The sequence below is a fragment of the Mesorhizobium sp. P170090 genome, from assembly GCF_057786115.1.
Window position 1 is genome coordinate 4,980,470 of the sequence record NZ_JBYNWH010000001.1, and the last position, 25,752, is coordinate 5,006,221.

23 protein-coding genes are annotated in these 25,752 nt (G+C 62.1%); 6 read left to right on the forward strand and 17 right to left on the reverse strand.

Features of this window, described 5'->3' with window-relative positions; genetic code table 11:
* Window positions 1-41: 41 nt before the first annotated feature.
* The 4 genes from AC3EML_RS24195 to AC3EML_RS24210 form a co-directional block, all read right to left on the reverse strand.
* Window positions 42-1,082, reverse strand: a complete 1,041-nt coding sequence (locus AC3EML_RS24195; RefSeq protein WP_023712682.1) for an SDR family oxidoreductase — start codon at window positions 1,080-1,082, stop codon at window positions 42-44.
* 36 nt (window positions 1,083-1,118) lie between these two features.
* A complete protein-coding gene (locus AC3EML_RS24200; protein WP_352445548.1) occupies window positions 1,119-3,038 on the reverse strand; it encodes a potassium transporter Kup in 1,920 nt (639 codons plus the stop codon).
* Between the two features lie 141 nt (window positions 3,039-3,179).
* Window positions 3,180-5,093: a potassium transporter Kup gene (locus tag AC3EML_RS24205; RefSeq protein WP_023823130.1), complete on the reverse strand. Its 1,914-nt coding sequence runs from the start codon at window positions 5,091-5,093 to the stop codon at window positions 3,180-3,182.
* 77 nt (window positions 5,094-5,170) lie between these two features.
* Window positions 5,171-5,911 (reverse strand): pyridoxine 5'-phosphate synthase, encoded by a 741-nt coding sequence (locus AC3EML_RS24210; RefSeq protein WP_023668363.1) that lies wholly within the window; start codon window positions 5,909-5,911, stop codon window positions 5,171-5,173.
* Window positions 5,912-6,023: 112 nt separating this feature from the next.
* Here AC3EML_RS24210 and AC3EML_RS24215 point away from each other — a divergent pair, with 112 nt between their 5' ends.
* Window positions 6,024-6,443, forward strand: coding sequence for a SpoIIAA family protein (locus AC3EML_RS24215; RefSeq protein WP_023682069.1), 420 nt, complete (start codon window positions 6,024-6,026; stop codon window positions 6,441-6,443).
* A gap of 20 nt (window positions 6,444-6,463) precedes the next feature.
* On the opposite strand, the gene AC3EML_RS24220 is transcribed toward AC3EML_RS24215, so the two are convergent.
* The gene (locus AC3EML_RS24220) at window positions 6,464-7,591 is read right to left on the reverse strand and encodes an ATP-dependent DNA helicase (protein ID WP_023682070.1); all 1,128 of its coding nucleotides are present in this window, start codon (window positions 7,589-7,591) and stop codon (window positions 6,464-6,466) included.
* A 242-nt stretch (window positions 7,592-7,833) separates the two neighbouring features.
* Between AC3EML_RS24220 and AC3EML_RS24225 the strand changes: the two genes are divergently transcribed.
* On the forward strand, window positions 7,834-8,136 hold the full coding sequence (locus AC3EML_RS24225) for a hypothetical protein (RefSeq protein WP_352522019.1): 303 nt from the start codon (window positions 7,834-7,836) through the stop codon (window positions 8,134-8,136).
* A gap of 41 nt (window positions 8,137-8,177) precedes the next feature.
* On the opposite strand, the gene AC3EML_RS24230 is transcribed toward AC3EML_RS24225, so the two are convergent.
* From AC3EML_RS24230 to AC3EML_RS24270, 9 genes are all read right to left on the reverse strand, one after another.
* Complete coding sequence (locus AC3EML_RS24230) at window positions 8,178-8,552, reverse strand: nitrile hydratase accessory protein (protein ID WP_023725319.1); 375 nt, start codon at window positions 8,550-8,552, stop codon at window positions 8,178-8,180.
* Window positions 8,539-9,198 carry a nitrile hydratase subunit beta gene (gene nthB, locus AC3EML_RS24235; RefSeq protein ID WP_352522020.1) on the reverse strand — a complete coding sequence of 220 codons (660 nt, stop codon included), beginning with the start codon at window positions 9,196-9,198 and terminating at the stop codon, window positions 8,539-8,541. Before nthB ends, AC3EML_RS24230 begins: the two co-directional genes overlap by 14 nt.
* Window positions 9,195-9,800, reverse strand: coding sequence for a nitrile hydratase subunit alpha (gene nthA / locus AC3EML_RS24240; protein WP_023751649.1), 606 nt, complete (start codon window positions 9,798-9,800; stop codon window positions 9,195-9,197). The genes nthB and nthA overlap by 4 nt, the downstream gene beginning before the upstream one ends.
* A 64-nt stretch (window positions 9,801-9,864) precedes the next feature.
* A complete protein-coding gene (locus AC3EML_RS24245) occupies window positions 9,865-13,026 on the reverse strand; it encodes an efflux RND transporter permease subunit (RefSeq protein WP_352522021.1) in 3,162 nt (1,053 codons plus the stop codon).
* Window positions 13,023-14,318 (reverse strand): efflux RND transporter periplasmic adaptor subunit, encoded by a 1,296-nt coding sequence (locus AC3EML_RS24250; RefSeq protein ID WP_352522022.1) that lies wholly within the window; start codon window positions 14,316-14,318, stop codon window positions 13,023-13,025. Before AC3EML_RS24250 ends, AC3EML_RS24245 begins: the two co-directional genes overlap by 4 nt.
* A gap of 225 nt (window positions 14,319-14,543) precedes the next feature.
* Window positions 14,544-15,140 (reverse strand): LysE family translocator, encoded by a 597-nt coding sequence (locus AC3EML_RS24255; RefSeq protein ID WP_023682076.1) that lies wholly within the window; start codon window positions 15,138-15,140, stop codon window positions 14,544-14,546.
* Between the two features lie 99 nt (window positions 15,141-15,239).
* Window positions 15,240-15,812, reverse strand: coding sequence for an acetolactate synthase small subunit (gene ilvN, locus AC3EML_RS24260; protein ID WP_023668352.1), 573 nt, complete (start codon window positions 15,810-15,812; stop codon window positions 15,240-15,242).
* Between the two features lie 79 nt (window positions 15,813-15,891).
* Window positions 15,892-17,688, reverse strand: a complete 1,797-nt coding sequence (locus tag AC3EML_RS24265) for an acetolactate synthase 3 large subunit (protein WP_352522023.1) — start codon at window positions 17,686-17,688, stop codon at window positions 15,892-15,894.
* Window positions 17,689-18,011: 323 nt separating this feature from the next.
* Window positions 18,012-18,950, reverse strand: a complete 939-nt coding sequence (locus AC3EML_RS24270) for a DUF1236 domain-containing protein (RefSeq protein WP_488505329.1) — start codon at window positions 18,948-18,950, stop codon at window positions 18,012-18,014.
* Between the two features lie 608 nt (window positions 18,951-19,558).
* On the opposite strand from AC3EML_RS24270, the gene AC3EML_RS24275 reads away from it, so the two are divergent.
* From AC3EML_RS24275 to AC3EML_RS24285, 3 genes are all read left to right on the forward strand, one after another.
* Complete coding sequence (locus AC3EML_RS24275) at window positions 19,559-19,861, forward strand: DUF1236 domain-containing protein (RefSeq protein WP_023731684.1); 303 nt, start codon at window positions 19,559-19,561, stop codon at window positions 19,859-19,861.
* 164 nt (window positions 19,862-20,025) lie between these two features.
* On the forward strand, window positions 20,026-21,417 hold the full coding sequence (locus AC3EML_RS24280) for a sensor histidine kinase (protein ID WP_023690914.1): 1,392 nt from the start codon (window positions 20,026-20,028) through the stop codon (window positions 21,415-21,417).
* Window positions 21,414-22,061: a LuxR C-terminal-related transcriptional regulator gene (locus AC3EML_RS24285; RefSeq protein WP_023668347.1), complete on the forward strand. Its 648-nt coding sequence runs from the start codon at window positions 21,414-21,416 to the stop codon at window positions 22,059-22,061. The genes AC3EML_RS24280 and AC3EML_RS24285 overlap by 4 nt, the downstream gene beginning before the upstream one ends.
* Window positions 22,062-22,110: 49 nt before the next feature.
* Here the strand turns inward: AC3EML_RS24285 and AC3EML_RS24290 are convergent, their stop codons facing one another.
* The 3 genes from AC3EML_RS24290 to tmpA form a co-directional block, all read right to left on the reverse strand.
* Window positions 22,111-22,539 carry a hypothetical protein gene (locus AC3EML_RS24290; protein ID WP_023731683.1) on the reverse strand — a complete coding sequence of 143 codons (429 nt, stop codon included), beginning with the start codon at window positions 22,537-22,539 and terminating at the stop codon, window positions 22,111-22,113.
* A gap of 394 nt (window positions 22,540-22,933) precedes the next feature.
* Window positions 22,934-23,518: a (R)-1-hydroxy-2-trimethylaminoethylphosphonate oxygenase gene (gene tmpB, locus AC3EML_RS24295; RefSeq protein WP_023707197.1), complete on the reverse strand. Its 585-nt coding sequence runs from the start codon at window positions 23,516-23,518 to the stop codon at window positions 22,934-22,936.
* A complete protein-coding gene (gene tmpA / locus AC3EML_RS24300) occupies window positions 23,515-24,666 on the reverse strand; it encodes a 2-trimethylaminoethylphosphonate dioxygenase (protein WP_352522182.1) in 1,152 nt (383 codons plus the stop codon). Before tmpA ends, tmpB begins: the two co-directional genes overlap by 4 nt.
* A 121-nt stretch (window positions 24,667-24,787) precedes the next feature.
* Between tmpA and AC3EML_RS24305 the strand changes: the two genes are divergently transcribed.
* Complete coding sequence (locus tag AC3EML_RS24305) at window positions 24,788-25,678, forward strand: LysR family transcriptional regulator (RefSeq protein WP_352522183.1); 891 nt, start codon at window positions 24,788-24,790, stop codon at window positions 25,676-25,678.
* Window positions 25,679-25,752 lie beyond the last annotated feature (74 nt).

Here is a 25,752-nt window from a genome sequence, read left to right on the forward strand (position 1 = left end):
TTGCGGGACGCCGAGCCCTTAAGGTTCGGCCTCCCGCACAATTACTTACGTCGCTTGACCAGTCCCAGCCGGATCAGGCTTTCGCCCGTGGCAATCAAAGCATCTTCGCGCGAGCGTGGCGCCCAGCCGAGCACGCGCACCGCCTTGGCGTTGGTGGCGTTCTTGATCTTGCCCAGTTCCGTTGCGAGTTGGGCCGCTTCCGGATTAAACAGCCCGATGATGCGCACCAGCCAATCGGGAAACTCCCGCGTCGAGACGCGCGACGCCGCCGGCCCGAGCCGCGTCTTCAGGGTCTGCGCGATCTCGCGCACCGTCATGAAATCGCCGGCGACAGCGAGGAACCGTTCGCCCTTGGCGGCGGGGTGGGTCATGGCGCGAACATGCAGATCCGCCACGTCGCGCGCGTCGACGACGCCGAAGGACAGGCGCGGCAGCCCAGGCACGGCGCCGTTCAGCATGCGCTGGACAAATTCGGTCGAGGTCGAATGGTCCGCGCCGAGCACCGGTCCAAAGATGCCAACGGGATTGACGACCGCAAGCTCCAGCGCGCCGCCCTGCTCGGCGATGAAATCCCAGGCCGCGCGCTCGGCGAGCGTCTTGGACTTCACATAGGCGCTGACCTTGCCTGCCGGATCGGTCCAGTTTTCCTCGTTGAAAGGCTGCCCATCCGCGCGCATCTTGCCATAGCCGACGGCCGCGAAGGATGAGGTGAGCACGACGCGCCTGACCCCGGCATCCCGCGCCGCCCGCAGCACGCGCAACGCGCCCTCGCGCGCCGGAAGGATCAGGTCATCCTCATGCGTGGGCACGCCGGGCGGAAAAGGCGATGCGACATGCAGCACGTAATCGCAGCCGGCCACCGCCGCCGGCCAGCCTGCGTCGGCCATCAGATCGGCATGGGCGAATGAAAGGGCGTCACCGGGCTCCGTGCCACCTGCCTTGAGCATGGCGAGCACATCGGCTTCGCGCCTGGCCGATCGCACGGAGGTGCGGACGCGGTAGCCGGCCTTCAACAGTTCGAGGATGCAGTGAGCGCCGAGGAAGCCGGACCCGCCGGTGACCAGCACCAATTCGCCGCTCATATTAGCCTCCTCGACGATTTATCCCTTCGAGACCCCTCAGATCGCCACCTGCGTGCCGATCTCGACCACACGTCCGGTCGGGATCTGGAAATACTCCGTCGCATCGGCCGCCGAGCGGGCGAGCCCGATGAACAGCTTGTCCTGCCACACCGGCATGCCGGAATTGGGCGATGCCTTGAGCGAGCGCCGCGACAGGAAGAACGACGTCGTCATGATGTCGAACTTCCAGCCCTGCTTGCGGCAGATCGCCAGCGCGCGCGGAATGTTGGGCTGCTCCATATAGCCGAAGGTCAGCGTCACCCGCATGAACAACTCGTTGACTGTCTCCATCTTGACCCGCTCGCTGTCGGGCACCAGCGGTTGCGGTGCGGTGACCACCGACAGAATGACGTTCTGCTCGTGCAGCACCTTGTAGTGCTTCAGGCTGTGCATCAGCGCTGTCGGCGCGCTTTGCGGATCGCTGGTCAGGAACACGGCGGTGCCGGACACCAGCTGCGGCTTCTTCTTCAGCAGATTGCCGGCGAGGAAATCGAGCGGGATTTCGTTGCGCCGGGTCTTGTCGAACAGATAGCGGCTGCCGCGCACCCAGGTCCACATCGCCAGAACGATGGTGAAGGCCACCGCAAGCGACGCCCAGCCGCCCTCGAACACCTTCACGATGTTGGAGGCGAAGAAGCCGATGTCGATGAAGCCGAACAGCGCCGTCATGGCGACGGCCACCCACAGCCGCCATTTCCAGATGCGGGTCATGACGACGAACAGCAGCACCGTCGTCACCAACATGTTGCCGGTCACCGAGATGCCATAGGCGGAGGCGAGCTTGCTCGATTCGCCGAAACCGACGACCAGCAACATCACCGCCAACGCCAGCAAAACATTGACGCGCGGCATGTAGATCTGGCCCGACTGCCGTTCCGACGTGTGCAGGATTTCGAGGCGCGGCAGCATATTGAGCTGCACCGCCTGCCTGGTCAGCGAGAAGGCGCCCGATATGACCGCCTGGCTGGCGATGACCGTCGCCGCGGTTGCCAATACCACCATCGGGATCAGCGTCCAGCCTTCGTTCATCTCGAAGAATGGATGGCCGACGTGACCGTTCTTCGCCAGCACGAAAGCGCCCTGCCCGGCATAGTTTAGCAGCAGGCAGGGAAACACGATGGCCAGCCAGGCGAGCACGATGGGCTTGCGGCCGAAATGGCCGAGATCGGCATAAAGCGCTTCGGCACCGGTGACGGCGAGGAAGATGGCGCCGATGGTGACGAAGGCGACATCGGGCGAATTGATCAGGAAGGCGACGATGTAGTGCGGGCTGACCGCCCACAGGATTTCGGGATCGGCGATGATGTGGTTCAAGCCCGAAAGACCGATAGCCAGGAACCAGACCGCCGTGATCGGGCCAAAGATCAGCGCCACACCGCCGGTGCCGAAGCGCTGCACCGAAAACAGGATCGCCAGGATGACCAGCGTCAGCGGCACGACATAGGGCTGGAAGGTCGGGGTAACGACATTCATGCCTTCAACCGCCGAAAGCACCGAGATTGCCGGCGTGATGACGGCGTCACCGAAGAACAATGACGCGCCGACAACACCGATGGCCAGGATGATCGCCGAGCGGGTCGGGAAACTCCCGCGCGCCAGCGCCATCAGCGACAGCACGCCGCCCTCGCCTCGGTTGTCGGCTCTGAGCACGAACATGATGTATTTGATGGTGACGATAATCGTCAACGACCAGATGATCAGCGACAGCACGCCCAGAATATCGCCGCGCTCGGCGATTTCGCCGCCGGAGGACGCAACAAGCGCTTCCCGGAAGGCGTAGATCGGGCTGGTGCCGATGTCGCCATAGACCACACCGAGCGCGCCCAGCATCAGAACTTTGGTGCTGTGCTGTTCGATTTCGGGATGGCTCGATTGTTCGACGGGTTCTGCCTCAATACCAGCATTGGTAAGGGCCATGGACGACACTCCGATAAGCGCGCGGTGCTCTACGCTTGCTGCGATGCAATATCAAGTGCCGTGACGGTAGGGCTACCATGTTCCCAACGCAGGGCTTGCCCCGCAATGACCGGTGCGTGGCGTCAAAGGCTGCCGGAAACCTCAGATCGCCACCTGCGTGCCGATCTCGACCACACGTCCGGTCGGGATCTGGAAATACTCCGTCGCATCGGCCGCCGAGCGGGCGAGCCCGATGAACAGCTTGTCCTGCCACACCGGCATGCCGGAATTGGGCGATGCCTTGAGCGAGCGCCGCGACAGGAAGAACGACGTCGTCATGATGTCGAACTTCCAGCCCTGCTTGCGGCAGATCGCCAGCGCGCGCGGAATGTTGGGCTGCTCCATATAGCCGAAGGTCAGCGTCACCCGCATGAACAACTCGTTGACTGTCTCCATCTTGACCCGCTCGCTGTCGGGCACCAGCGGTTGCGGTGCGGTGACCACCGACAGAATGACGTTCTGCTCGTGCAGCACCTTGTAGTGCTTCAGGCTGTGCATCAGCGCTGTCGGCGCGCTTTGCGGATCGCTGGTCAGGAACACGGCGGTGCCGGACACCAGCTGCGGCTTCTTCTTCAGCAGATTGCCGGCGAGGAAATCGAGCGGGATTTCGTTGCGCCGGGTCTTGTCGAACAGATAGCGGCTGCCGCGTATCCAGGTGGTCATGATCAGCCCCATGAGGCAGGCAACGGATATTGACACCCATCCGCCTTCCACGATCTTGACGACATTCGCCAGGAAGAAACCCATGTCGATGGTGCCGAACAGCAGCGCCAATGCCAGGGCGAGCCCAAGCTGCCATTTCCACAAATTGCGCATGACAACGAACAGCAGAATGGTTGTCATCAGCATCTCGCCGGTCACCGAAATTCCGTAAGCGGAAGCCAGCGAACTCGAGCTGCCGAAGCCGACAACCAGCAGCATCACTCCCAGGGCGATGAGCAGGTTGACGCGCGGCATATAAATCTGGCCGCTCTGCATTTCGGACGTGTGCTGCACCTCGATGCGGGGCAGCAGGTTGAGTTGCACTGCCTGACGTGCCAGCGAAAAAGCACCCGAGATCACCGCCTGACTGGCGATCACGGTGGCGGCCGTTGCCAAGCCGACCATTGGCATCAGCGCCCAATCCGGCAACATCTCGAAGAATGGATTGGTCGGCCTGCCGCCATTCGCCAATACAAAGGCGCCCTGGCCGAAGTAGTTGAGCAGCAGGCAAGGAAACACCACGGAAAACCACGCGAGCACGATCGGCTTGCGCCCGAAATGTCCAAGGTCGACATAAAGCGCCTCGGCCCCCGTTACCGCCAGGAACACTGCACCAACGGTCACGAAAGCGGCGGTCGGCGTGCCGGCTAAGTAGGCGATCGCATAATACGGGTTGATCGCCAACAGCACCGAAGGATCATCCATCAGGTGGTAGAGCCCGGAAACGCCGATGGCCAGGAACCATAGCGCCGTCACCGGCCCGAATACTGCCGCCACCTTCCCCGTGCCGAAGCGCTGCACGGAGAACAGAAATGCCAGGATGACCAAGGTGATCGGAACGACATAGGCCTCCAGCGTCGGTGTCACCACTTCCAGGCCCTCAACTGCCGACAGCACGGAAATGGCCGGAGTTATGATAGCGTCTCCGAAAAAAAGCGACGCCCCGCAAAGTCCGATGCCGAGGATAAGCTTGGCGCCTTTTGGATAGGCGCTGCGCGCCAGCGCCATCAGGGACAGCGTGCCGCCCTCGCCCTTGTTGTCGGCGCGAAGCACGAAAGCGACGTATTTTATGGTGACGATAATCGTCAGCGCCCAGACGATCAGCGACAGCACGCCCAGGACATCTATACGCGTGTCGGTACCAGGCGAAGCGTGAAGCGCCTCGCGGAAGGCATAGATCGGGCTGGTGCCGATATCGCCATAGACGACGCCAAGCGCGCCCAGCATCAGAACTTTGGTGCTGTGCTGTTCAGTGTGGGAGTGGTTCGGTTGTTCGACGGGTTCAGCCTCGCTACCGATGCTGGAAAGAGCCATCGACTACTCCCCGATCACCGCGCGGTGCGCCTTGCTTGCTGTCATGCGATATCACCTTCGACACGAGCCTTCCACCGCTACCAACCGCAAGCCTTCAGAAACCGCCCCACCGTGCCGGCCATGCCATACTCCAACGCATCGGCTGTCAACCCGTGTCCGATAGACACTTCGGCCAATGCCGGAATGCGCTTTGCCAATGCCGGAAGGTTGTTCACCACCAGATCGTGCCCGGCATTGACCTGGAGTCCGGCGGCGAGTGCGGCATCCGCGGTTTTTCCCAATCTTTCCAGCTCCTTCCGCGCCTTGGCGGAATCGGAATGGTAGCTGCCGTAGGGCCCGGTATAGAGCTCGATGCGGTCGGCGCCGGTGTCGCGCGCGGCATTGACGCCGGTGGGATCCGGATCGGAAAACAGCGACACGCGGAAGCCCCCTTTTTTCAGACGCTTGACGATCGGGTTAAGGAACGCCGCCTCGGCGGCAAAGTTCCAGCCATGGTCTGATGTCGCCTGCGCCGGATCGTCGGGCACCAGCGTCACCTGCTCGGGCTGGTGCCTTTCCACAAGCGCCAGAAAATCCTCGGTCGGGTAGCCCTCGATGTTGAATTCCGCCTTGGGAAACTCGTCGTCGATAAGCGCCCGGATCTCGGGCAGGTCGGAATGCCTGGTGTGGCGCTCGTCGGGCCGCGGATGAACCGTCAGCCCGTGCGCGCCGGCCGCCAACGCCAGGCGGCCGAGCCCGGTGACGCTGGGCCACGGCAGGTTGCGGCGGTTGCGCAGCATGGCGATGGCGTTGAGATTGACCGAGAGTTTCGCGGGCATGGCGTGAGGTCCGGCTGTTTGTGCAGCGCATCTATACTGCCTTTGATGGGAACAGACAGGGGCTTTCGGGTGTTCCAGTGATGACATCTGCTCGCAAGGGGGAACCCAGCCAATGAATTTTCTCCAGTCCGTGCCCGCGATCCGCCGCCTCGAAACCGACCGTGAGGACCTTTTCGCCATCGACGTCGTCGGCCATGTCTCTGCCGCCGACGGCGAAAATCTGTTCGGATTGCTGGAGGCTGCCTACGCGCTGCACCCGAGGATCGACGTCTTGGTGCGGCTGGTCGATCATGAGGGCGTCGACTGGATCGATATGGACGACGAGACGCTGAAACAGGGCACGGTGCATGCGCTAGAGCATATCGCCCGGTGCGCGACGATCGGTGAGCCCGACTGGATAGCGGATGCGCGGAACTTCCTTCCGGCTTCGCCACCCATCGAGTTCAGGCACTTCGCGGCCGAGGATGAAGCGGATGCCTGGCAATGGCTGGGTGCGACGCCACTCAGCCCCGCTGCGCCGGCTGCTACCTGACGCCGGCTATCTAACGCCAGCTATCTAACAATCGTCAGCCGCTCTGCCGCCCGCGTTATGGCAGTATAGAGCCAGCGCTGGCGGGTTTCCTTGAACGCCCAACTCTCGTCGAACAGCACGACATCGTTCCACTGCGAACCCTGCGCCTTGTGCACGGTCAGCGCGTAGCCATAGTCGAAATCGTCAAAGCGCTTCTTCTGCTGCCAGGGGATATCGGCGTCCGGATCCTCGAAAGCCGACTTGAGCAGCTTGATCTTGGCGACGCCGCGGTCGGGATCGTCCTCCTCGGGCGAGACCAGAAGGTTGATGCCCGGCTTCACCGTTTCGCGCGACGAGGTCATTACCTTCCACAGCGAACCGTTGAGCAGGCCCTTGGCGGGGTCGTTGCGCAGGCAGACCAGCTTGTCTCCGGCCTGCGGATAATCGGCATTGAAACCCTTCAGCTCGCGCAGGCGCTGATTGTAGCGGCGGCGTGTTCGGTTGGTGCCGACCAACACCTGGTCCGCCTTCAGCACCAGCTCCTGGGTGACGTCCTCCTTGCCGATGACCTGCGCGCTGCCGTAGTCGCCGCGCATGAACTCGCGGCCCTCGCGCACGTCGAGCGCCAGCTGGATGATCGGATTGTCGCGCGCCTGGCGGTGGATTTCGGTCAAGAGCACATCCGGCTCATGCTCGGTGAAAAAGCCGCCGCCCGAGATCGGCGGTAGCTGCGCCGGATCGCCAAGCACCAGGATCGGCGTGCCAAAACTCAGAAGGTCGCGACCAAGCTGCTCGTCGACCATCGAGCATTCGTCGATGACCACCAGCTTCGCCCGTGAAATAGGGCTTTGCCGATTGAGCGAGAAGGTCGGCGACATCGAGGTCTTGCCGGTCACCTCGTCCGACACCGATTCCTCGCCCTTCGGCCGGTAGATCAACGAATGGATGGTGCGGGCATTGACCGCGCCCTTGGAGCGCAGCACCTGCGCCGCCTTGCCGGTGAAGGCGGCGAACTGCACCTGGCCGTCGACATGCTCGGCAAAATAGCGCGCCAGCGTCGTCTTGCCGGTGCCGGCATAGCCGAACAGCCGGAAGACCTGCGGCCGGCCCTCTTTCAGCCAGCGCGCCACCGCTTTCAGAGCCTCGTCCTGTTGGGGGGAGAATTCCATCGGTTCGACAGACCGGATTCGCGAGAGAAAGACAAGCTTGGTGCCAACCACCGCTTAAAACGATGGGATTGCCTCACCTTCAACGGGACAAACTAGCAGGCGCAAATGCGAACGTAAAGTGAACATGCAAGCGGATAACGAACGATTTGAATTCAGGCATTTGAACCTAGATCGGGCAATGCCACTATCACGGACATGATCGAGATGCAGATCGGCGCAGACACCTATAAGCGAGGATATTGATGAGGTCGTTCGCAGACAGGCTGATCGGAAAGTCGATAAAGAAGATCGAAATCGGCGAACCTGGTTATGGCATCGTTGTCTCCTTGTCGGATGACGCAGGGTTCGCGATATATACCGAGGTCACGGCCTGTCTGGGTGACGAAAATGCCAGAACCATAGAACGTGTTGCCATCAGCGACGAGCAAGTGATCCTCCACTTGGGTGACAACGACTTCGTCGCCATTTCCAAAAACCGTGGCCGCTTCGCCGTCGTTGAGGCGTTTGTCTATGGGGACGACGAAGGCATGGTCGTCGAAAATTAGTTGCATCGGCCGCCAGATTTCAAACACCAACCACAGGCGGACTATATGTTCGCGCCGCCGCCGCTACCTCTGGTCGGCCCCGGATCGTTCTCCAACAAAATCGGCTTGCCGTGCGGGGTTGCATGCGCGGCGCGTTCCCAGGCGGCGGCGAGCGTGTCGACGTCACTTTTTCCCGCGACGCCCTTGGCCGCCAGCAGCGTCTCCAGCGCAGCCAGCCAATGCTCGTAGTAGTCGTGGCCGTCGCTTGCGGCGCCCGGCTTCTTCACTTGCGCCGACAGCGCATCGGCCCATTCGCTCCACGAAAACAGGCCCTTGTCATGCAGCGCCACCGTCATGGCGAAGGCTTCGGCCTGCCAGGGTTCGGCGAATACCGGTTCGTCCAGACCCGCCGGCAATGCACCTTCAGGCCGGCTCAAGATAGCTCTCCCAGGCATCGATCGAGACGGTCAGCGTCGGGTCGGCGCCCTCGCCCCAGATTTCCGAGCCATCGAAGACCACGGTATAGACCCATTGCGGGTTTTCACCGTTGCCATGCGCGTTGCTGTCGGGGAACACAAAACCGTCACGCACGGCCTCGATAACTCCGTGCTTGCCGCGCGCATAACGCGGCAGCCTCGTGTGGGCGGTGGGATTGAAATTCCTTGTCCGCACCGGGTCGCCGGCCTTGAAGCGCGGCGCTGTCTCGACCGGCCGGTCGCAGGGACTGCCCTTGGCCAGCACCGCCGGAACGTTTTCGGCCTTCAACACCCTTTTGGGCGTCGCCGCCGGATCGACCGCCCGACCTTCCGTCAGATCGCGCTCGCTGACGAAGCCATGGCGCTTCAGCAGCACCTCGAGCGCTTTGATCCATATCTGGTAGTAGCTTGAGGAATAATAGACGGCCGGATGCAGCGATTCCCTGGCGTGCCGGCTCTCGTCGATGTTCCACGCGCCCATGGCGCCGGCAGTCAGCGTCACGCCGAGCGCCCGCCTCTCCCAATCCGCATGAAAATACGGTTCGTCCTTTTCGGGCGCGACCGGCCCGAAACCCATCTGCCCACCGAGATCCTCCGGCCCGTTCATGCCGGTTCTCTCGCCACCGCCGTGCCGATCATCGCATCGCGGCTCACCAGTTCGGCGAGCTGGTCCTCACTCCAGCCTTCGGTACCGCCAGGCCGCATCGGCACCACGAGATAGCGCAGTTCGGCAGTCGAATCCCAGACGCGGATGTTTTTCTCCGCCGGCAAGGTCAGCCCGAACTCTTCGAGCACGCCGCGGGGATGGATCACCGCCCGCGAGCGATAGGGCGGCGCCTTGTACCAGACCGGCGGCAGCCCGAGCACCGACCACGGATAGCAGGAGCACAGCGTGCAGACGACGAGGTTGTGCGTCTCGTCCGTGTTGAACACCGCCTGCATGTGCTCGCCCTGGCGGCCGCTATAGCTCAGCGACGCGATCGCTCCCGTCGCATCGCGCTTCAGCCACTCGGCATAGGCCGGATCGCTCCAGGCTTTCGCCACCACCCTGGCGCCGTTGCGGGGTCCGATCTTGGTCTCATAGGTGTCGACGATGACGTCGATCGCGGCCGGATCGATCAGGCCTTTTTCGGTGAGGATGGTCTCCAGCGCGCGCACGCGCGCCGCAAACGGGTCGAGTTCGTTGTCGTGGTCATGATCATGGGACATGACCTCAGATTAGGATCGGCGGCACGCGGCCGCAAGCATGACAGCTTGGGCCACGGGCTATCGCCTATTCGGCGGCGGCCCTTTGCGGCTCGAGCCGATCCTCGGGAGCGAACAGCGAGGCCTGCTCGCCGCTCTCGACCGCATGCAGCTCCGGCCTGTTCTTTTTCGAAGAGAAGAAGCTCACCAGCCAGCCGGAGAAATTCTCGAAATAGACATAGATGACAGGGGTGACGAACAGCGTCAGCGCCTGCGACGCCAGGAGACCGCCAACCACCGCGACACCGAGCGGCTGGCGCAGCTCAGCACTGGCGCCGGTGCCGAGCGCGATCGGGAACGTGCCCATCAGCGCCGCCAACGTCGTCATCATGATCGGCCTGAAACGCATCAGGCACGCCTTGTGTATGGACTCCTTGGCCGACATGCCTTCTCGTCGCAGCTCCAGCGCGACGTCGACCATCATGATGCCGTTCTTCTTGACGATGCCGATCAACATCAGGATGCCGATCACCGCGATCACCGACAGGTCCATGCCGGCAAAGCGCAGCGCGACCACGGCGCCCAGCACCGCCGAAGGCAGGCCGGTCAGAATGGTCAGCGGATGGATAAAGCTCTCATAGAGGATGCCGAGTACGATATAGATGGTCAGAATGGCGCCGCCGATCAGCAGGCCCTGATTGGCCAGCGAATCCTGGAAGGTCTTGGCGGTGCCGGCAAAGCTGGTCGAAATCGCCGGCGGCATGCCGATCTGCTCCTTCAGCGCGGCGATGCGGGCCGTGCTGTCGCCCAGCGCCACGCCTTGCGGCAGGTTGTAGGAGATGGTCACCGCGGGCAGCTGGCCGAGCTGGTTGACCGTCAGCGCGCCGGCGGTGCGGTCGACGCGGGCAAAGGCGCCGAGCGGCACCAGGCTGCCGCTTGCCGTCCTGACCTGGATGGCCAGCATGCGCTCGGGCGACCATTCGATGTTGGGATCGAGCTCCATGATGACTTCGTAGCTGTCGGCCGAGCCAAAGATCGTCGAGACCTGCTCCGTGCCGAAGCCGCCATAGAGACTGGAGCGCAGCGTGTCGGTGTCGATGCCGAGCGACGCCGCCTTGTCGCGATCGACCACCAGCGTCGCCTGCAATGAATTGTTCTGCAGATCGCTGGTGACGTCGGTGAAATTCGCATGATCGGCCGCCATCGCATCGTTGAGCTTTTGCGCCCATGTGTCGGTCAGGCCGGTATCGAGGCCCTGAACGACGAGCTGGTAGGCGCTGGCGGAAGAACGCGCGCCAAGCCGCAGGTTCTGCACCGGCTGCATATAGGCATCGATCCCCGGCACAGTGGCCAGTTGCCGCCGCAGATCCGACAGCACCTTGTCGATGTCGGGGCGCTGGCTCTTGTCCTTCAGCTGCACATAGAGCTGGCCCTGGTTCAGCGCATTGTTGCCGCCGCCGGCTGACCAGGCGACATGCGAGACATAGGGCGAATGCGAGAAGACACTTGCCGCCTGGTTCTGCAGCTTGACCATGGCGTCGTAGGAGATGTCCTGCCTGGCGATCGTCGTAACCGAGATCTGGCCGATATCCTCTTGCGGGAAAAAGCCTTTCGGCGAGACCTCGATCAGCCAGACCGACCCTGCCGCCGTGCCGGCGAAGACGAGGAACACCAGAAAAGTGTGGCGCAGGCAGAAGGTCAAAAGCCGGTCATAGCCGCGGGTGACGATATCCTGCTTGTGGCCGGGGGCATGCTTGTCGCGATCGGCCTTGGTCACCGACAGCAAGCGCGAACACAGCATTGGCGTCAGTGTCAGCGACACGAACATCGAAGCCAGGATGGCGACCGTCACCACGACGGCGAATTCGTTGAAGATGCGGCCGATGACGCCGCCCATTAGAAGCACGGGGATGAACACCGCCACCAGCGAGATCGAGATCGAGATGATGGTGAAGCCGATTTCGCGCGCGCCCTTCAGCGAGGCATCGAAGGCCGAGAGACCGTCCTCCTCCATGTGGCGAAAGATGTTTTCCAGCATGACGATGGCGTCGTCGACGACGAGGCCGACTGCGAGCGTCAGGCCCATCAGCGAGATGTTGTCGATGGAGAAGCCGAACAGGAACATGGCGCCGAGCGTCGCGATCAGCGAGATCGGCACCGCCACGGCCGGGATGATGGTTGCCGTGACACGGCGCAGGAAGACGAAGATCACCATCACCACCAAAGCGATCGTCAGAAGCAGCGTGAACTGGACGTCGTCGACGGCCTGGCGGATCGAGGTCGAACGGTCGTTGAGCAGCTTGATGTCGGCGGCGGCCGGCATTTGGTCCTTGAACGACGGCAGCATCGCCTTGACCTTGTCGACGACGTCGACGGTGTTGGCGTCGGGCTGGCGCTGCACCGCCAGGATGATGGCGCGCGTGCCGTCGTACCAGCTTGCGGTCGTCGTGGTCTCGACCGAGTCGATGACGCGCGTCACCTCGCCCAGCCGCACCGGATGGCCGTTCTTGGTGGCGATGATGAGGTTGGAAAATCCCGCCGCGTCGGTGAGCTGCGTATTGGCCGTGATGGTCAGCTGCTGCTTGTCGTTCTGCAAGACGCCGAGCGGCGTGTTGGAGTTGGCCGACGCGATTGCCGTCTGCAGCTGGTCAATCGAAATGCCGCGCGCCGCCAGCGCCGTCGGATCGATCTGCACGCGCACCGCATATTTCTGCTGGCCGAAGATCGACACCTGCGCCACGCCGTCGATGGTCGACAGCGAGGGCGAGATGACGTTTTCGGCGAAGGCGTCGAGGTCGGTGAGCGGAACCGTGTCGCTGACCAGCGACATCAGAAGGATCGGCGCGTCGGCCGGATTGACCTTGCGATAACTCGGCGGCGACGTCATCTCCGGCGGCAACTGCCGCTGCGTGCGCGCGATCGCCGCCTGCACATCGGCGGCCGCCGCGTCGATATCCCGGTTGAGCACGAACTGGATGGCAATGGACGTGCGTCCCAGCGAATTGCTGGTTGAGATCGAATCGATGCCGGCAATGGTGGCGAACTGCTTGATCAGCGGCGTCGCCACCGATGTCGCCATGGTTTCAGGCGAAGCGCCGGCCAGGTTGGCCGAGACGTTGACGACCGGGAATTCGGCGCTCGGCAATGCCGCCACCGGCAGGAACTTATAGGCAAACAGCCCGCCCAGCACGAGGGCGAGTGACATCAGCAGCGTGGCGACAGGCCTTCTTATGCAGAATTCGGAAATCATTGGGCGGCCCCACCGGCCTTAGCCGCTTCGGCGACCTTGGGCGCGGCCTGGTCACCGCCGGCCGCCTTGCCTTCATGCACGCTGGCGCCGTCCTTCAGCCTGGTTTGGCCCTCGACGACAACCTTCTCGCCTGACTTGACGCCCTCGCTGATGGCGCTGTTTTCGCCTTCGGTCAGCGCCACCTGCACAGGCCGCATCTCGACCGTATTGTCGGGCTTCACGACATAGACGAACGGACCCTTCTGGCTGGGCTGCACGGCAACAGTCGGGATGGATGTCATCTGCGGCATGATGCCGGCGTCGAGCACGACATTCACATATTGGCCGGGCCACAGTGAAAGATCGGCATTGGGAATGCTCGCCCGTGTCGCGATGGTGCCGGATGCGGTGTCGACGCTGGAATCGACGAAGTCGAGCGTGCCCTTGCCGATCGGCGTCGGATCGCCATCCTTGGTGAGCGTCACCGCGCCTTGCTGCGGGTTGGCCAGCGCCTTGTGCAGCAGCGCCAGGTTACTCTCCGGCAGGTTGAAGTTGACTTGCAGCGGATCCATCTCGGTGATCGTCACCAGCGGCGTGGCCGTGCTCGAGTTGCCGTTGCTCAAGGTAACGAGGTCACCGACCGAAACGTTGACCGCGCCCAGCCGGCCGGCAATCGGCGCCTTGATGCTGGCGAAGCCGAGCTGGACATTGTCGGCGTCGATCGTCGCCTTGTCGGCATCGACCGTCGCCGCGGCAGCCTTTTGCGCCGCCACCGCCTGATCGTAGGTCTGCTGCGTGCCGGCCTGCTTGGCGACGAGATCCTTGGCGCGCTGGAGGTCGGAGCCCGAACTGGTCAGCAGGGCCTGGTCCTTGGCGAGCGTCGCCTGATCCTTGGCAAGCTGCGCCTTGAGCGCCCTGTCGTCGAGCGAGAACAGCAGGTCGCCGGCCTTCACCATCTGGCCGTCCTTGACGTCGATCGATACGATCTGGCTGGACACGCGGGCGTTGATGTTGACCACGGCCGGCGAAGACACGAAGCCGATGGCGTAACGGCGGATTGGAAAATCGGCCATTGTCGCAGTGGCCGAGACGATCGAGGCCGAACGGGCGGCATTACCGCCGGCGCCGGATTTGCCCCTAGCCTTGTCGGCCGAAGCCTTGTCCGATCCAGCCGGCTTGTCCGTTGCTGCCGCCTGCCTGGCGCCCGGCAGCATCTGCTGCAGACTGCTCATTGCCGCCGGCGAAAAATAGACCCATGCCGCGGCGACACAGGCCGCTGCCACCACCACCGCCAGAACGACTTTTCCGCGCATCGACTAAAAGCCCTATGATCCGACACGCCGAACCCGGTGGTCTCATTCTACCCAAGCACGGCGCCTTGCCGCGATCTCGCCGAAGTAGATAGGACGCACATTTGTCGGAAAAGGGCCAAAACACGGCATTACGAAGATTTAATGTGCACTGCACAATGACTATGCAGCCGGCTCAGCAGTCGGAAAACCAGCCAGGATGCGGTTGAGATTTCAGGCCGGATGCGTCTATTTCAGCATCGGCCAGAGCGTCGCCGCCAAGAGCACGCCCATGGCGATGTTGAACCATTTCAGCCGCACCGGATCCGACAGGAATCCGCGCAGCGCCGTGCCGAAGCCGGCCCACACCGAGACGCTCGGCAGGTTGACGACGGTGAAGGCGATCGCGATCAGCGCCACCGACAGGAACGGGTGGTCCGGATTGGAGTAGACGGCCATGGCGGTGATCGCCATCACCCAGGCTTTCGCATTGACCCACTGGAATGCGGCTGCCTCGATGAAGCGCATCGGCCGTGCCTCCGTCTCACCCTTGCTGGACAGCGAGCGCGACATGGCGATCTTCCAGGCGAGATAGAGCAGATAGGCAGCGCCGGCGATCTTCAATCCGGTGTGCAGGGCCGGAAACGCCGTCAGCACCGCGCCCAGGCCAAAGCCGACAGCAAGCAACAGTACCAGGAAACCCATGCTGATGCCCAGCATATGCGGAATGGTTCTGACGAGGCCGAAATTCACGCCCGACGCCAAGAGCATGAGGTTGTTCGGCCCCGGCGTGATCGAGGTCACGAAGGCGTAGACCAAAAGTGCAAGGAAAGCGTCGAGGGTCATGACGGCTCACAAAGGTCAGCAATGCTGACTTAAGTCGACAGGGCGTTGGACGCAACTTCATTCGATTGGTCCAAAGCGCTCCGCCGCGCGCATGAAGGCCTACATCCCCTGCGGGCCCCGGTTCATCGCCGCCACGCCGGTGCGGCAGATCTCGACCAGGCCGAGCGGCTTCATGATGGCGATGAACTGGTCGAGCTTCGAACCCTTGCCGGTAATCTCGAAGATGAAGTGCTCGGTGTTGGCGTCGATGACCGAAGCGCGAAAAGCGTCCGCCAGACGCAGCGCCTCGACGCGGGCTTCGCCGGTGCCGGCGACCTTGACCAGCGCCAACTCGCGTTCCAGCGGCCGCTCCTGGCCGAACTCGTGCGAGCGCACGGTGAGATCGACGACGCGATGCACCGGCACGATGCGTTCGAGCTGGTGCTTGATCTGCTCCAGCACATGCGGCGTGCCGCGCGTCACGATGGTGATGCGCGACAGGTGCTTCTCGTGTTCGGTCTCGGAGACGGTGAGGCTCTCGATGTTATAACCGCGGCCGGAAAACAGGCCGATGACCCGGGCAAGCACGCCGGGCTCATTGTCGACCAGAACGGAGAGCGTGTGGTTCTCCGGCTTTTCCGTTTCCTTGGCGATGAAATAGGCGGAGCCGGTCGGTTGAAGCTGTGCGTTCATGACATGTCTCGATTTCAGACTTTGAGCTAATTCTCTGTTTGCGCACGGCTTCTCGCGACAGCCCTGCCCCGGCTTGGACCTAGACCAGTTCCCTGCCCTTGGCGTCGATGGCGTTGGCCACGGCTTCGTCGGTCGCCTCGTCGGGCAGGAGCATTTCATTATGCGCCTTGCCCGACGGGATCATCGGGAAGCAGTTGGCGAGCGTCGCCACCCGGCAATCGAACAGCACCGGCTTCTTCACCGCGATCATCTCCTTGATCGCATCGTCCAGCTCGTCCGGTTTCTCGCAGCGAATGCCATGACCGCCATATGCGTCGGCCAGCTTGACGAAGTCGGGCATCGCTTCGGTGTAGGAATGCGACAGACGGTTGCCGTGCAGCAATTGCTGCCACTGGCGCACCATGCCCATATACTGGTTGTTGAGGATGAAGATCTTGATCGGCGCATTGTGCTGCACCGCCGCGCTCATCTCCTGCATCGTCATCTGCACCGAGGCATCGCCTGCGATGTCGATGACCAGCGCATCCGGGTGCGCGATCTGCACGCCGAGCGCCGCCGGCAGGCCGTATCCCATCGTGCCCAACCCGCCCGACGTCATCCAGCGGTTCGGCTTCTCGAAATGATAGTGCTGCGCCGCCCACATCTGGTGCTGGCCGACCTCGGTGGTGATGTAGGTGTCCATGTCCTTGGTCAGTTCGTAGAGCCGCTGGATGGCATATTGCGGCATGATCACATCGTGGTTGATCTTGAACGCGAGCGAGTCACGCGCGCGCCATTTGGCGATCTGCTCCCACCAGGGATGGAGCGCCTTCTTGTCGGCCTTGGCGCTCGCCCGCCACAGCCGCACCATGTCCTCCAGCACCCGGCCGACATCGCCGATGATGGGCACTTCCGTGTGCACGTTCTTGTTGATCGACGATGGATCGATGTCGATGTGGATCTTCTTCGAGTTGGGCGAGAAGGCGGTCAGCCGTCCGGTGATGCGGTCGTCGAAGCGCGCGCCGATGCAGATCATCACGTCGCAATCATGCATCGCCATATTGGCTTCATAAGTGCCGTGCATGCCTAGCATGCCCATCCAGTTCTTGCCCGATGCCGGATAAGCGCCGAGGCCCATCAGCGTCGAGGTGATCGGGAAGCCGGTGAGGTCGACCAGTTCGCGCAGAAGATGGCTGGCCTCCGGACCGGAGTTGATGACGCCGCCGCCCGAATAGATGATCGGCTTCTTGGCGCTGGCCATCAGTTCGACGGCGGCCTTGATCTTTTCCAGGTCGCCCTGGACCTTCGGCTGGTAGCTGGTGCGCGGCGCCGCCTGCGGCGGCACATAGATGCCTTTGGCGAACTGCACATCCTTCGGAATGTCGACCACCACCGGGCCGGGGCGGCCGGTCGTCGCGACATGGAAGGCCTCATGGATGGTGGCGGCCAATTCGTTGACGTCCTTCACCAGCCAGTTGTGCTTGGTGCAGGGGCGCGTGATGCCGACCGTGTCGCACTCCTGGAACGCGTCGGAGCCGATCAGCGAAGTCGGCACCTGCCCGGTCAGGCAGACCAGCGGGATCGAATCCATCAGCGCATCCTGCAGCGGCGTCACCGCATTGGTGGCGCCCGGGCCGGAGGTCACCAGCATGACGCCGGCCTTGCCGGTCGAGCGGGCATAGCCTTCGGCCGCATGCCCTGCGCCTTGCTCGTGGCGGACGAGGATATGCTCGACCTCGTCCTGCTGGAAGATTTCGTCATAGATCGGAAGCACCGCGCCGCCGGGATAACCGAAGACATGCTTGACGCCATTGTCCTTCAGCGCCTGCACCACCATTTCGGCGCCAGTCATTTCCCTGTTTGGCATTTCGCGCCGTTCGTTCTGTCCGTTGCTCATCGGTCTGGTCCCGTACTTCTAGCCATGAGGCGATTGCTGGTCGTTTAGTCGTGTTTCGGGCAATAAAAAAGGCCCCCGATGGGAGCCTGTGTGTTGCGCATGGGAGGTTTTCGCCCGGCGGTTACACCGCCTTGCCCACGCGCTTTCCTACGAGAATGAGTGCCTTTTTCATCGTGGCGGACACTACGAGGGTGAAAGGCAAGGTGTCAACGGGAAAAACGCGCGATGCGAGCAAGTGGCCCGCCGCCTCTGGTCGGCGGGCCACCGCGGCGCATACGATACCCCTCAATCGCACCGCGCCGGGAACAAGAGCCACTGCCGTGTCACGTCAGGATCAGCACGATCTTGTACGTATCCGGGTCGACGATGACGATGCGCCCGTCGGCCAGCACGAAGTACTCATAGGATTCGTAGGCCGGGACGATCTTGACAATGCGCGCCGGCAGACGGTGCAGGCGCACTTTGTGCCGCGGCACCTCGATGCCGACCGAAATGTCGAAGTCGACGTTCTTCACCGGCTCAACCCTGGTCTCGTGGATGATCTGCGTGACCTGCGTCTTCTGCTCGACGGTCACGTTGTTGATCGAGGCCGTATTGCCCTGGTCGGTCTGGACGTTTGTGTTGCCCTGAGCGTTCTGCTCGGTGGTGGTCCCGGCCTTGCCCTGGGCCTGCTGGTCCGTGCTGGTGCCGGTCTGGCCCTGAGCGTTCTGCTCGGTGCTGGTCCCGGCTTTGCCCTGAGCCTGCTTCTCGGTGCTGGTGCCGGTCTGGCCCTGAGCGTTCTGCTCGGTGCTGGTCCCGGCCTTGCCTTGGGCCTGTTCATCCGTCTTGAGCTTGGCCTTGCCCTGAGCCTGCTTCTCGGTGCTGGTGCCGGTCTGGCCCTGAGCATTCTGCTCGGTGCTGGTCCCGGCCTTGCCCTGGGCCTGTTCATCCGTCTTGAGCTTGGCCTTGCCCTGAGCCTGCTTCTCGGTGCTGGTGCCGGTCTGGCCCTGAGCATTCTGCTCGGTGCTGGTCCCGGCCTTGCCCTGGGCCTGTTCATCGGTCTTGAGCTTGGCCTTGCCCTGAGCCTGCTGATCGGTCGTGGCGCCAGCCTGGCCCTGTGCATTCTGATCGGTCTGTGACTTCATCTTGCCTTGCGCCTGTTCGCCGGCCTTGCCGCCCTTCTGGCAATCGGCCGCGCCGGCGGCGCAGTTGTCGCCACCGCTCGGCTGCACGGCCTGGGTCTGGGCGATCGCGGCGCCGCACCCGACGCCAAGCGCAATCATGCTCGTGATCAACACATGTTTCATCTGCTTTCTCCTTAAAGAGTCGGTCCCTCAGCCTAGCCAACTCTGCCAAAAATACTTTGTTCCACATTTTGTGAATAAAATCGGGCTTCTAAGAAGACCAATGAATGTTGGCAGTAATTTTGCAACAATCACCTACAAATTGCATCAAACAATTAATGCAACGCAACATTTTGTTTTTTCCTGAGCTTGTGATCCCATAGCGATGACACCAGCCTCACAAGCTTAGAAGTACTCCCGTCGTCATGACCAGGATGGCTACCCCGAAAACAGGCAAGAGCAACCATCGTGCCTGATGGACGCTGTTGTCCATTAACGCCTCCCACAAGTGCTGATCTCAACGATGCCGAGAACCCTGTGTTCCGCCTTGAGGAGGCTCTAGGACCTCTACAGCCTGGCACCAGACTTTGGTCCCTCCCCCTATCGTCCATTGGCCCGATGACGCCCGGACCGAAGCCCCACACGGGAACGCAGCCGCGAAAAGCCCGTTCGGCTCCCGGTGTGTGCATCAACCTCATCAACACCACCCGTATCGGAATCGAGCTCGCGCAAGATGCATGAGCGTTGCTCGCATGAAGGAGAGAATCATGACGACCATGTACCAGTCGACCGCAATTGCCGGATTCTTGCTGCTCGCGAGCGCCGGCGTAGTTGCTGCTCAAGACGTCATCATCGCGCCGGAGCAGGAAACGGTTGTGCGCGAATACGTGAAAAAGCAGCCCCTTGCGTCGGTGAAGATTCCAGGTGTCGAATTGAACGTGGGGACCGCCATTCCCGACACGGTGGAACTGCATGAAGTGCCGAGCGTCAAGTATCGCTACGTTGTGGTCGACGGGCGAACCGTGCTGGTCGACCCCGGCACGCGGAAGATCGTCAAGATCATACAGTAACGCTGATCCCACCGCCGTTCCCCGCGGGTGGCGGTGGGATCATGCCCTGAATTGGCGGTTTCCCCAGCAATTCAACCTGGCGCTTGCTCGCACCATCGACCGTTCTAGATGTAGGATGGCTTAGGCATTTTGGCACGGCCAAAGCTCGCGGGGTCGGTTGAGACGTGCGCTACATTGATAGTCTCTATCAAAACTGGAACAGGCTATCGTTGGCTTGGCAGTTCATCATAGTCGGAAGCATTGGGCTGCTGTCGCTGATGCTGGTCGTCGGCCTATGGGTCACCTCGCAAATACGAGATGGAGTGATCCGCAACTCTGCAAGCACGACCGCGCTTTACGTCGACAGTGTCATCGCGCCAATCCTGCCGGACATGCGCAAAAGCCAGCAGCTCAGCGACACCGTTAAACGGGCACTCGATGAAACCCTGGACCAGGGTGCTCTCGGAAAAAAACTGGCGTCCTTCGTGCTTTGGCGGCGTGATGGCAAGGTGCTGTACGCCAAAGACGCGGCTCTTATCGGCCAGACCTTCGAGCCAAATGCGAACTTGCTGCATGCGTTCGGTGGAAACGTGGTGGCGCAATTCAATGATCTGGACGAAAATGAAAGGAAGGAACGCAAGAGCCCCACCGCCTCGCTGCTCGAGATCTACAATCCGGTTCGAGAGCCGTGGTCGGGCGATGTTGTGGCCGTTTCCGAGTTCTACGAGATAGCCGACGATCTTCAGGGCACTTTAAACTCGGCACTATGGTCGAGCTGGCTGCTCGTGGCTGGCGCGACCGCGGTCGCCTTGGCGATGCTCTCGGGAATCGTGCTTCGCGGCAGCAGCACTATCGAAACGCAGCGTTCAGCGCTTGAGACACAAGTGGCCGAACTTCAGTTGCTTTTGGAGCAGAATTCCGCTTTGCGGGAGCGCGTCCAGCAGGCGTCGCGCCGCGCAACGGCAATCAACGAGCGTTACTTGCGTCGCATCGGGTCTGATTTGCATGACGGTCCAGCTCAGCTGGTCGCACTGGCTGCGCTGCGCATGGACAGCCCTCTGCTGCTCGATCCCGCCGCATCCCCAAGCCACCGGAAGACCGAGATCGCCGATATCCATCATACGTTGGACGAGGCGATGCGGGAGATCCGCGCCATCTGCACCGGCCTCGTGCTGCCACAGATCGAAGCTTCGACAGTCGCGGAGATATTGCGGCTTGCGGTTGCCGAACATGAACGCCGGACGGCCTCCTCCGTATCGCTTTCACTGCCATCTCGCCTGCCCGACCTGGGGACGTCCGAGAAAATAAGCATCTTTCGCTTCGCGCAGGAGGGGCTGAACAATGCCTGGCGACACGGTCTGGGCAAGGGGCAGGCTGTCAAGGCGAGAGTGACGCAGGGCAAGCTCCTCATTCAAGTGCTTGATCACGGCCCTGGATTCCAGTCGGGATCGTGTGAAGGACTTGGACTCGCCGGTATGAGGGAACGTATCGAAAGTATCGGAGGTCACTTCGAGACCTTTTCGAGCCCCAGGGGGACCCGGCTGACCATAACGCTCAACATCGAGGACCAGAAATGACCGCTCCCATAAGGATTGCCATTGTTGATGATCATCCGCTGTTTCGCGAGGGTGTGGCTCGCAGCCTCGCCGAAATCGGCGGCTTCGAAGTCGTTGGTGCGGGCGAAACCGCGACGGATGCCGAACAGCTTGCGGCCTTGGCAAATCCCGACATATTGCTGCTAGACATCAGTTTGCCGGGAGGGGGTCTGGCGGCAGCGGAAAATATTCTTGCAACTCAGCCTGACTGCAAGATCGTCATGCTCACCGTCTCGGAGGCGAACGCCGATTTGGCAACGGCGCTCAGGCTGGGCGTACGCGGATATGTGCTGAAAGGGATTGGGGCGGCATCGCTGGCCGAGGTGCTGACTTATATAGCCGCAGGAAAAAAATATGTTTCGCCGACCCTGTCAGCGCAGCTTTTGAATGAACTGATCCGGCCGGAAAAGCGCACAACCGATCTCGTTGCCAATCTCTCGGGACGCGAGCTTGGGATAATCTCCTTGGTAGGCGAAGGACTGAGCAATAAAGAAGTCGCCAAACGTCTCAACCTGCAGGAGAAAACGGTAAAACACCACATGACTCGGATATTTCAAAAGCTAAAGGTGCGAAACCGCACCGAAGCAGCCATTCTTATGCACGCGCCCAAAACGGGTCTTGTATAGGGAGATCGGGGCTTGTCTGAAGGTCGGATGCTGGTTGGCGAACCAACAGTTACAGCCCTTTCAGACGAGCAATGTCGGAGGCCCTTACGGCGCGTTCGACAATTGTCCTTCCAAGCGGATCCTTCATAGTGAAGCGGCCGGCCTCGATGCTTTCGCTGAATCCATCGCGATGCACGACCTGGATTTTGGCGCCCTGTACCGTCACCGTGTCGCCAGCGGCATTGACTTGGCTACTGGGAGCTTGGCTACCGGCGGCGTTGTCGCCGGCACCATTTTTTCCCTTTCCGTTGGCGTTGCCATTCCCGGCGTTGCCGCCTGAGCCATTACCGTTACCACTACCGTTGCCACCACCGTTACCATTGCCATTGTTTCCGCTCTTGGCGCTGGCAGCGGCGAATTCGATCTTGTAACCGTCGACATGGCTCAACCGCAGACCAAGCACCGGCATCGTCACCGCAACCGCCGCGAATACGCGCAAGCTAAAGTACGCCCGGCGACGCACGGATGAAAACAGGGGCTGCCTTTCTCCATTCATGCCACCATCACATCATGATGTGTCACGGTATTCAAGAATGAACAGCCCAAAATTGCGGCTCACAAACGCTGAGGAAACTCTCCTTTCGTGCTTGCAGCTCGATTCTCAGACCTTCGTCTGAGTCAAATATACACCGAAGTCTGACCTACTGATCTTGGGCCGCGCCGACGGATGTCGCAATAAAATCCGCGGTGACAAGGCTCGTCACCGGTAGGGATCGGCAGCGAGGCGCGAGCGCCTGCGCACGCAGACGCTCGCGGCAAGTCTGCGGCGGCATACGGTTAGCGCATGTTTGCCGTCGAAACGGTGCATATGCCGTTCCTTCCCCGGATTGCGATCAGGCGCGATTGGCGAAGTCGCGGACAACCCGCTGCAGCAGCGGCATGTAGTCGCGAAATGCCCGGGTCTTCATGTTGGCGATCTTGCCGGCCTCGTCCCAGATGCGAACCCGCACCGCTTCCTCGTGGAACGGGTTCTTGCGGAACTCGGCCACCTCTTCGGCATTCATCGGCCCGCCTTGCAGCGACAGCGTGTGGACCGAGGCCTGCGACAGCCTGCCGAAATAGGTGGGGTCGGTAGCGCAGAGGTAGCGCTTGGCCGCGACATGCAGCCTGACGCATTCGACGATCACCGGTGGAAAGAACGGCGCCAGCACCTCGCCGCCGGCTTCGTCATGATGCTTGTCCTCGACATCGTCGGGCGAATAGGTGCCGAACTCGCTGGTGTAGTGGCCGATATCGTGCAGCAGTGCTGCCGCCACCAGCACATCGGGCGCGCCGTCCTTTTCGGCGAACCAGGCGCCCTGCAACATGTGCTCCGACATGGTGACGGGTTCGCCGAGATAGGATTCCGCCCCTCGGCGTTCGAAAATATCGGCGATGAATTCGACGATGTTGCCCGCGTTCAAATCCTGGCCGCTCATTCCGCAGCCTCCTTGAAGCTGTGTTCGATCGCCGACAGCGTCGACAAAAGGCCATCCTTGTCGGCGTAGCAGCCCTGCAGCCAGCGCTTGCCGGCGCCGGAGAACGCCTTGCGGGCATGCATGACGCGGGTGTTGTCGACGATGAAGGCCTCGCCCGCCTCGAGCCTGAAGGTGACTTCGAAGGAAGGATCCTCGATCAGTTCGGCAAACCGGCGATAGGCGGCGTAGTAGGCCTCCATCTCCGCGAACGGCACATCGACGGTCGGCGCCAGCGAGCGGTTGTTGAAGCGGATGGCGATGAGTTCGCCATCAGGCCCCAGCTCGATCATCGGCCGCTTGGCCTGCAGCCGCACGCCCGACGAACCGGCATATTCGAAACGCGCCGGGTATGAACTTAACAGCCGGAAGCCTTCGGGGTTTTCGGCCTGCAGCGCGGCCGCCACGGCAAAACCATCGACGACGCTGGATTCGCCGCCCTCCACCGTGTTTTCGATGCAGGACAGGATCTGCAAGGTCGGCACCGGATCACGATAGGGGTTGTCGGTGTGCGCCTGCAGGCCAAGATTGGTGTAGGCCAGATTGGTTGGATTGACCTCGGCGCGCACCTCGAACCAGCGGCCGTAATTGGTCTCCCTGATATAGCCGAACAGATCGGACACTTTGCACAGCGCCCCGGATTCGGCCGGCAGATCGTCCATCACCGCGAAGCCGTGGGTCTTCACCGCCGACAGCCATTGCCGCAAGACGGCGCGGTCGCGGCTGGCCGCGACATAGCCGGCGCGCGGCACCGAATTCTGCATAGAGGCCCTGGTCCATCGCACGGTGCCCTCGCCTGTCCAGCCGGGCTGTCGGGCGGCATCGCGGTCATAGGCATTGGCGCTCAGCCATGCCGCAGGAAAGCGCACCGTCTTTCCCTCCGGTTCGAAACTGACTTCAAGCGCATCGCCCTTGATCGCGGCTGCGCCGATCCGCGTTTGCGCCGGAATGTCGAGAATGGTAATCAGCCGCTGGCCGTTGCCGGCGCTGCGCGTCTTGTCGTCGAGCGCATTGTCGCGCAACCACATGGCGTGAAAGCGAGTGCGCGCGCCGTCCTTCCAACCGAGGTCGATCGTTCTTCCTTCGTCGCCGATCAGCGCCTGGGTAAGCATGGAGATCCGTTCCTGTCCGCTGCGCCCCGCAGCCAACTCCGCAGGGTTTCCGGTTGCATCGTGATGATGTTGAAGGCATAACTCAAATTATCATTTTGCGGCCAAAGGCCACAAACGGTTTATGCCTCAAGCAACCCTGCCCTTGCCGCCGCTCGACTGGCTGCGGAGTTTCGAGGCCGCCGCGCGGCTGTCGAATTTCACCGCCGCCGCGGCCGAGCTTGGCCTGACCCAGGCTGCGGTCAGCCAGCACATCCGTTCTCTCGAAGAGCGGTTGAAGCAGCCGCTGTTCATCCGCCTGGCGCGCGGCGTCGAATTGACGCCGGAGGGTGCCGCCTACCTGCCGCATCTGCAATCGGCCTTTGCCGTGATCGCCAACAGCACGCGCGAGTTGTTCGAACCCAAGACCGTCCAGAGCGTGACGATACGCTCGCCGATCTCGTTTGCCGTGCTGATGATCGCGCCGAAGCTGCCGCAAATGGCCAAGGACCTGCCGTTCGTCCAGCTGCAGATCGAGACCATCCACACACCGGCCGATTACGGCGAGCGCTTTGTGGGTCTCGACATCCGATTCGGCATTGGCTCCGGCTCCTTTGCCGGACGGCAGGCCGACCGCCTCACCCGCGAAACCTTGACGCCGATGGCGTCGCCAAATGTCGCCAAGGCCAAGGATTGGACAGGATTGCCGAGACTTACAGTGGTCGGCGCGCGGGAAATGTGGGGCGAGTGGTTCGCCGTCGCCCGGATGAAGCCGGCGCTCGGGCCCACGCACAAATTCGACAGTTTCGTTACCGCACTGGAGGCGGCGAAGCACGGCGCCGGCATGGTGCTGGGATCGCGACCGTTGGCCGACGCGGCACTGCGCGAAGGATCTCTCGTCACCCTGTCCGGCTTTACGCTGTCGAGCGGTGCCGGCCACTATCTGACCGCACCTTCGGGCGCGCATCTGAGCCCGGCCGAGGAAGCGGTCCGCCGCTGGTTCGCGACGGTCTTCGGCGTCCCGATTTCCCGATAAGCCCCTGAATACGCGCCAAACTATTGGACGACGTGACGCGGCGCATAATTTGCCGCGATACTGCGCCAGGCCGG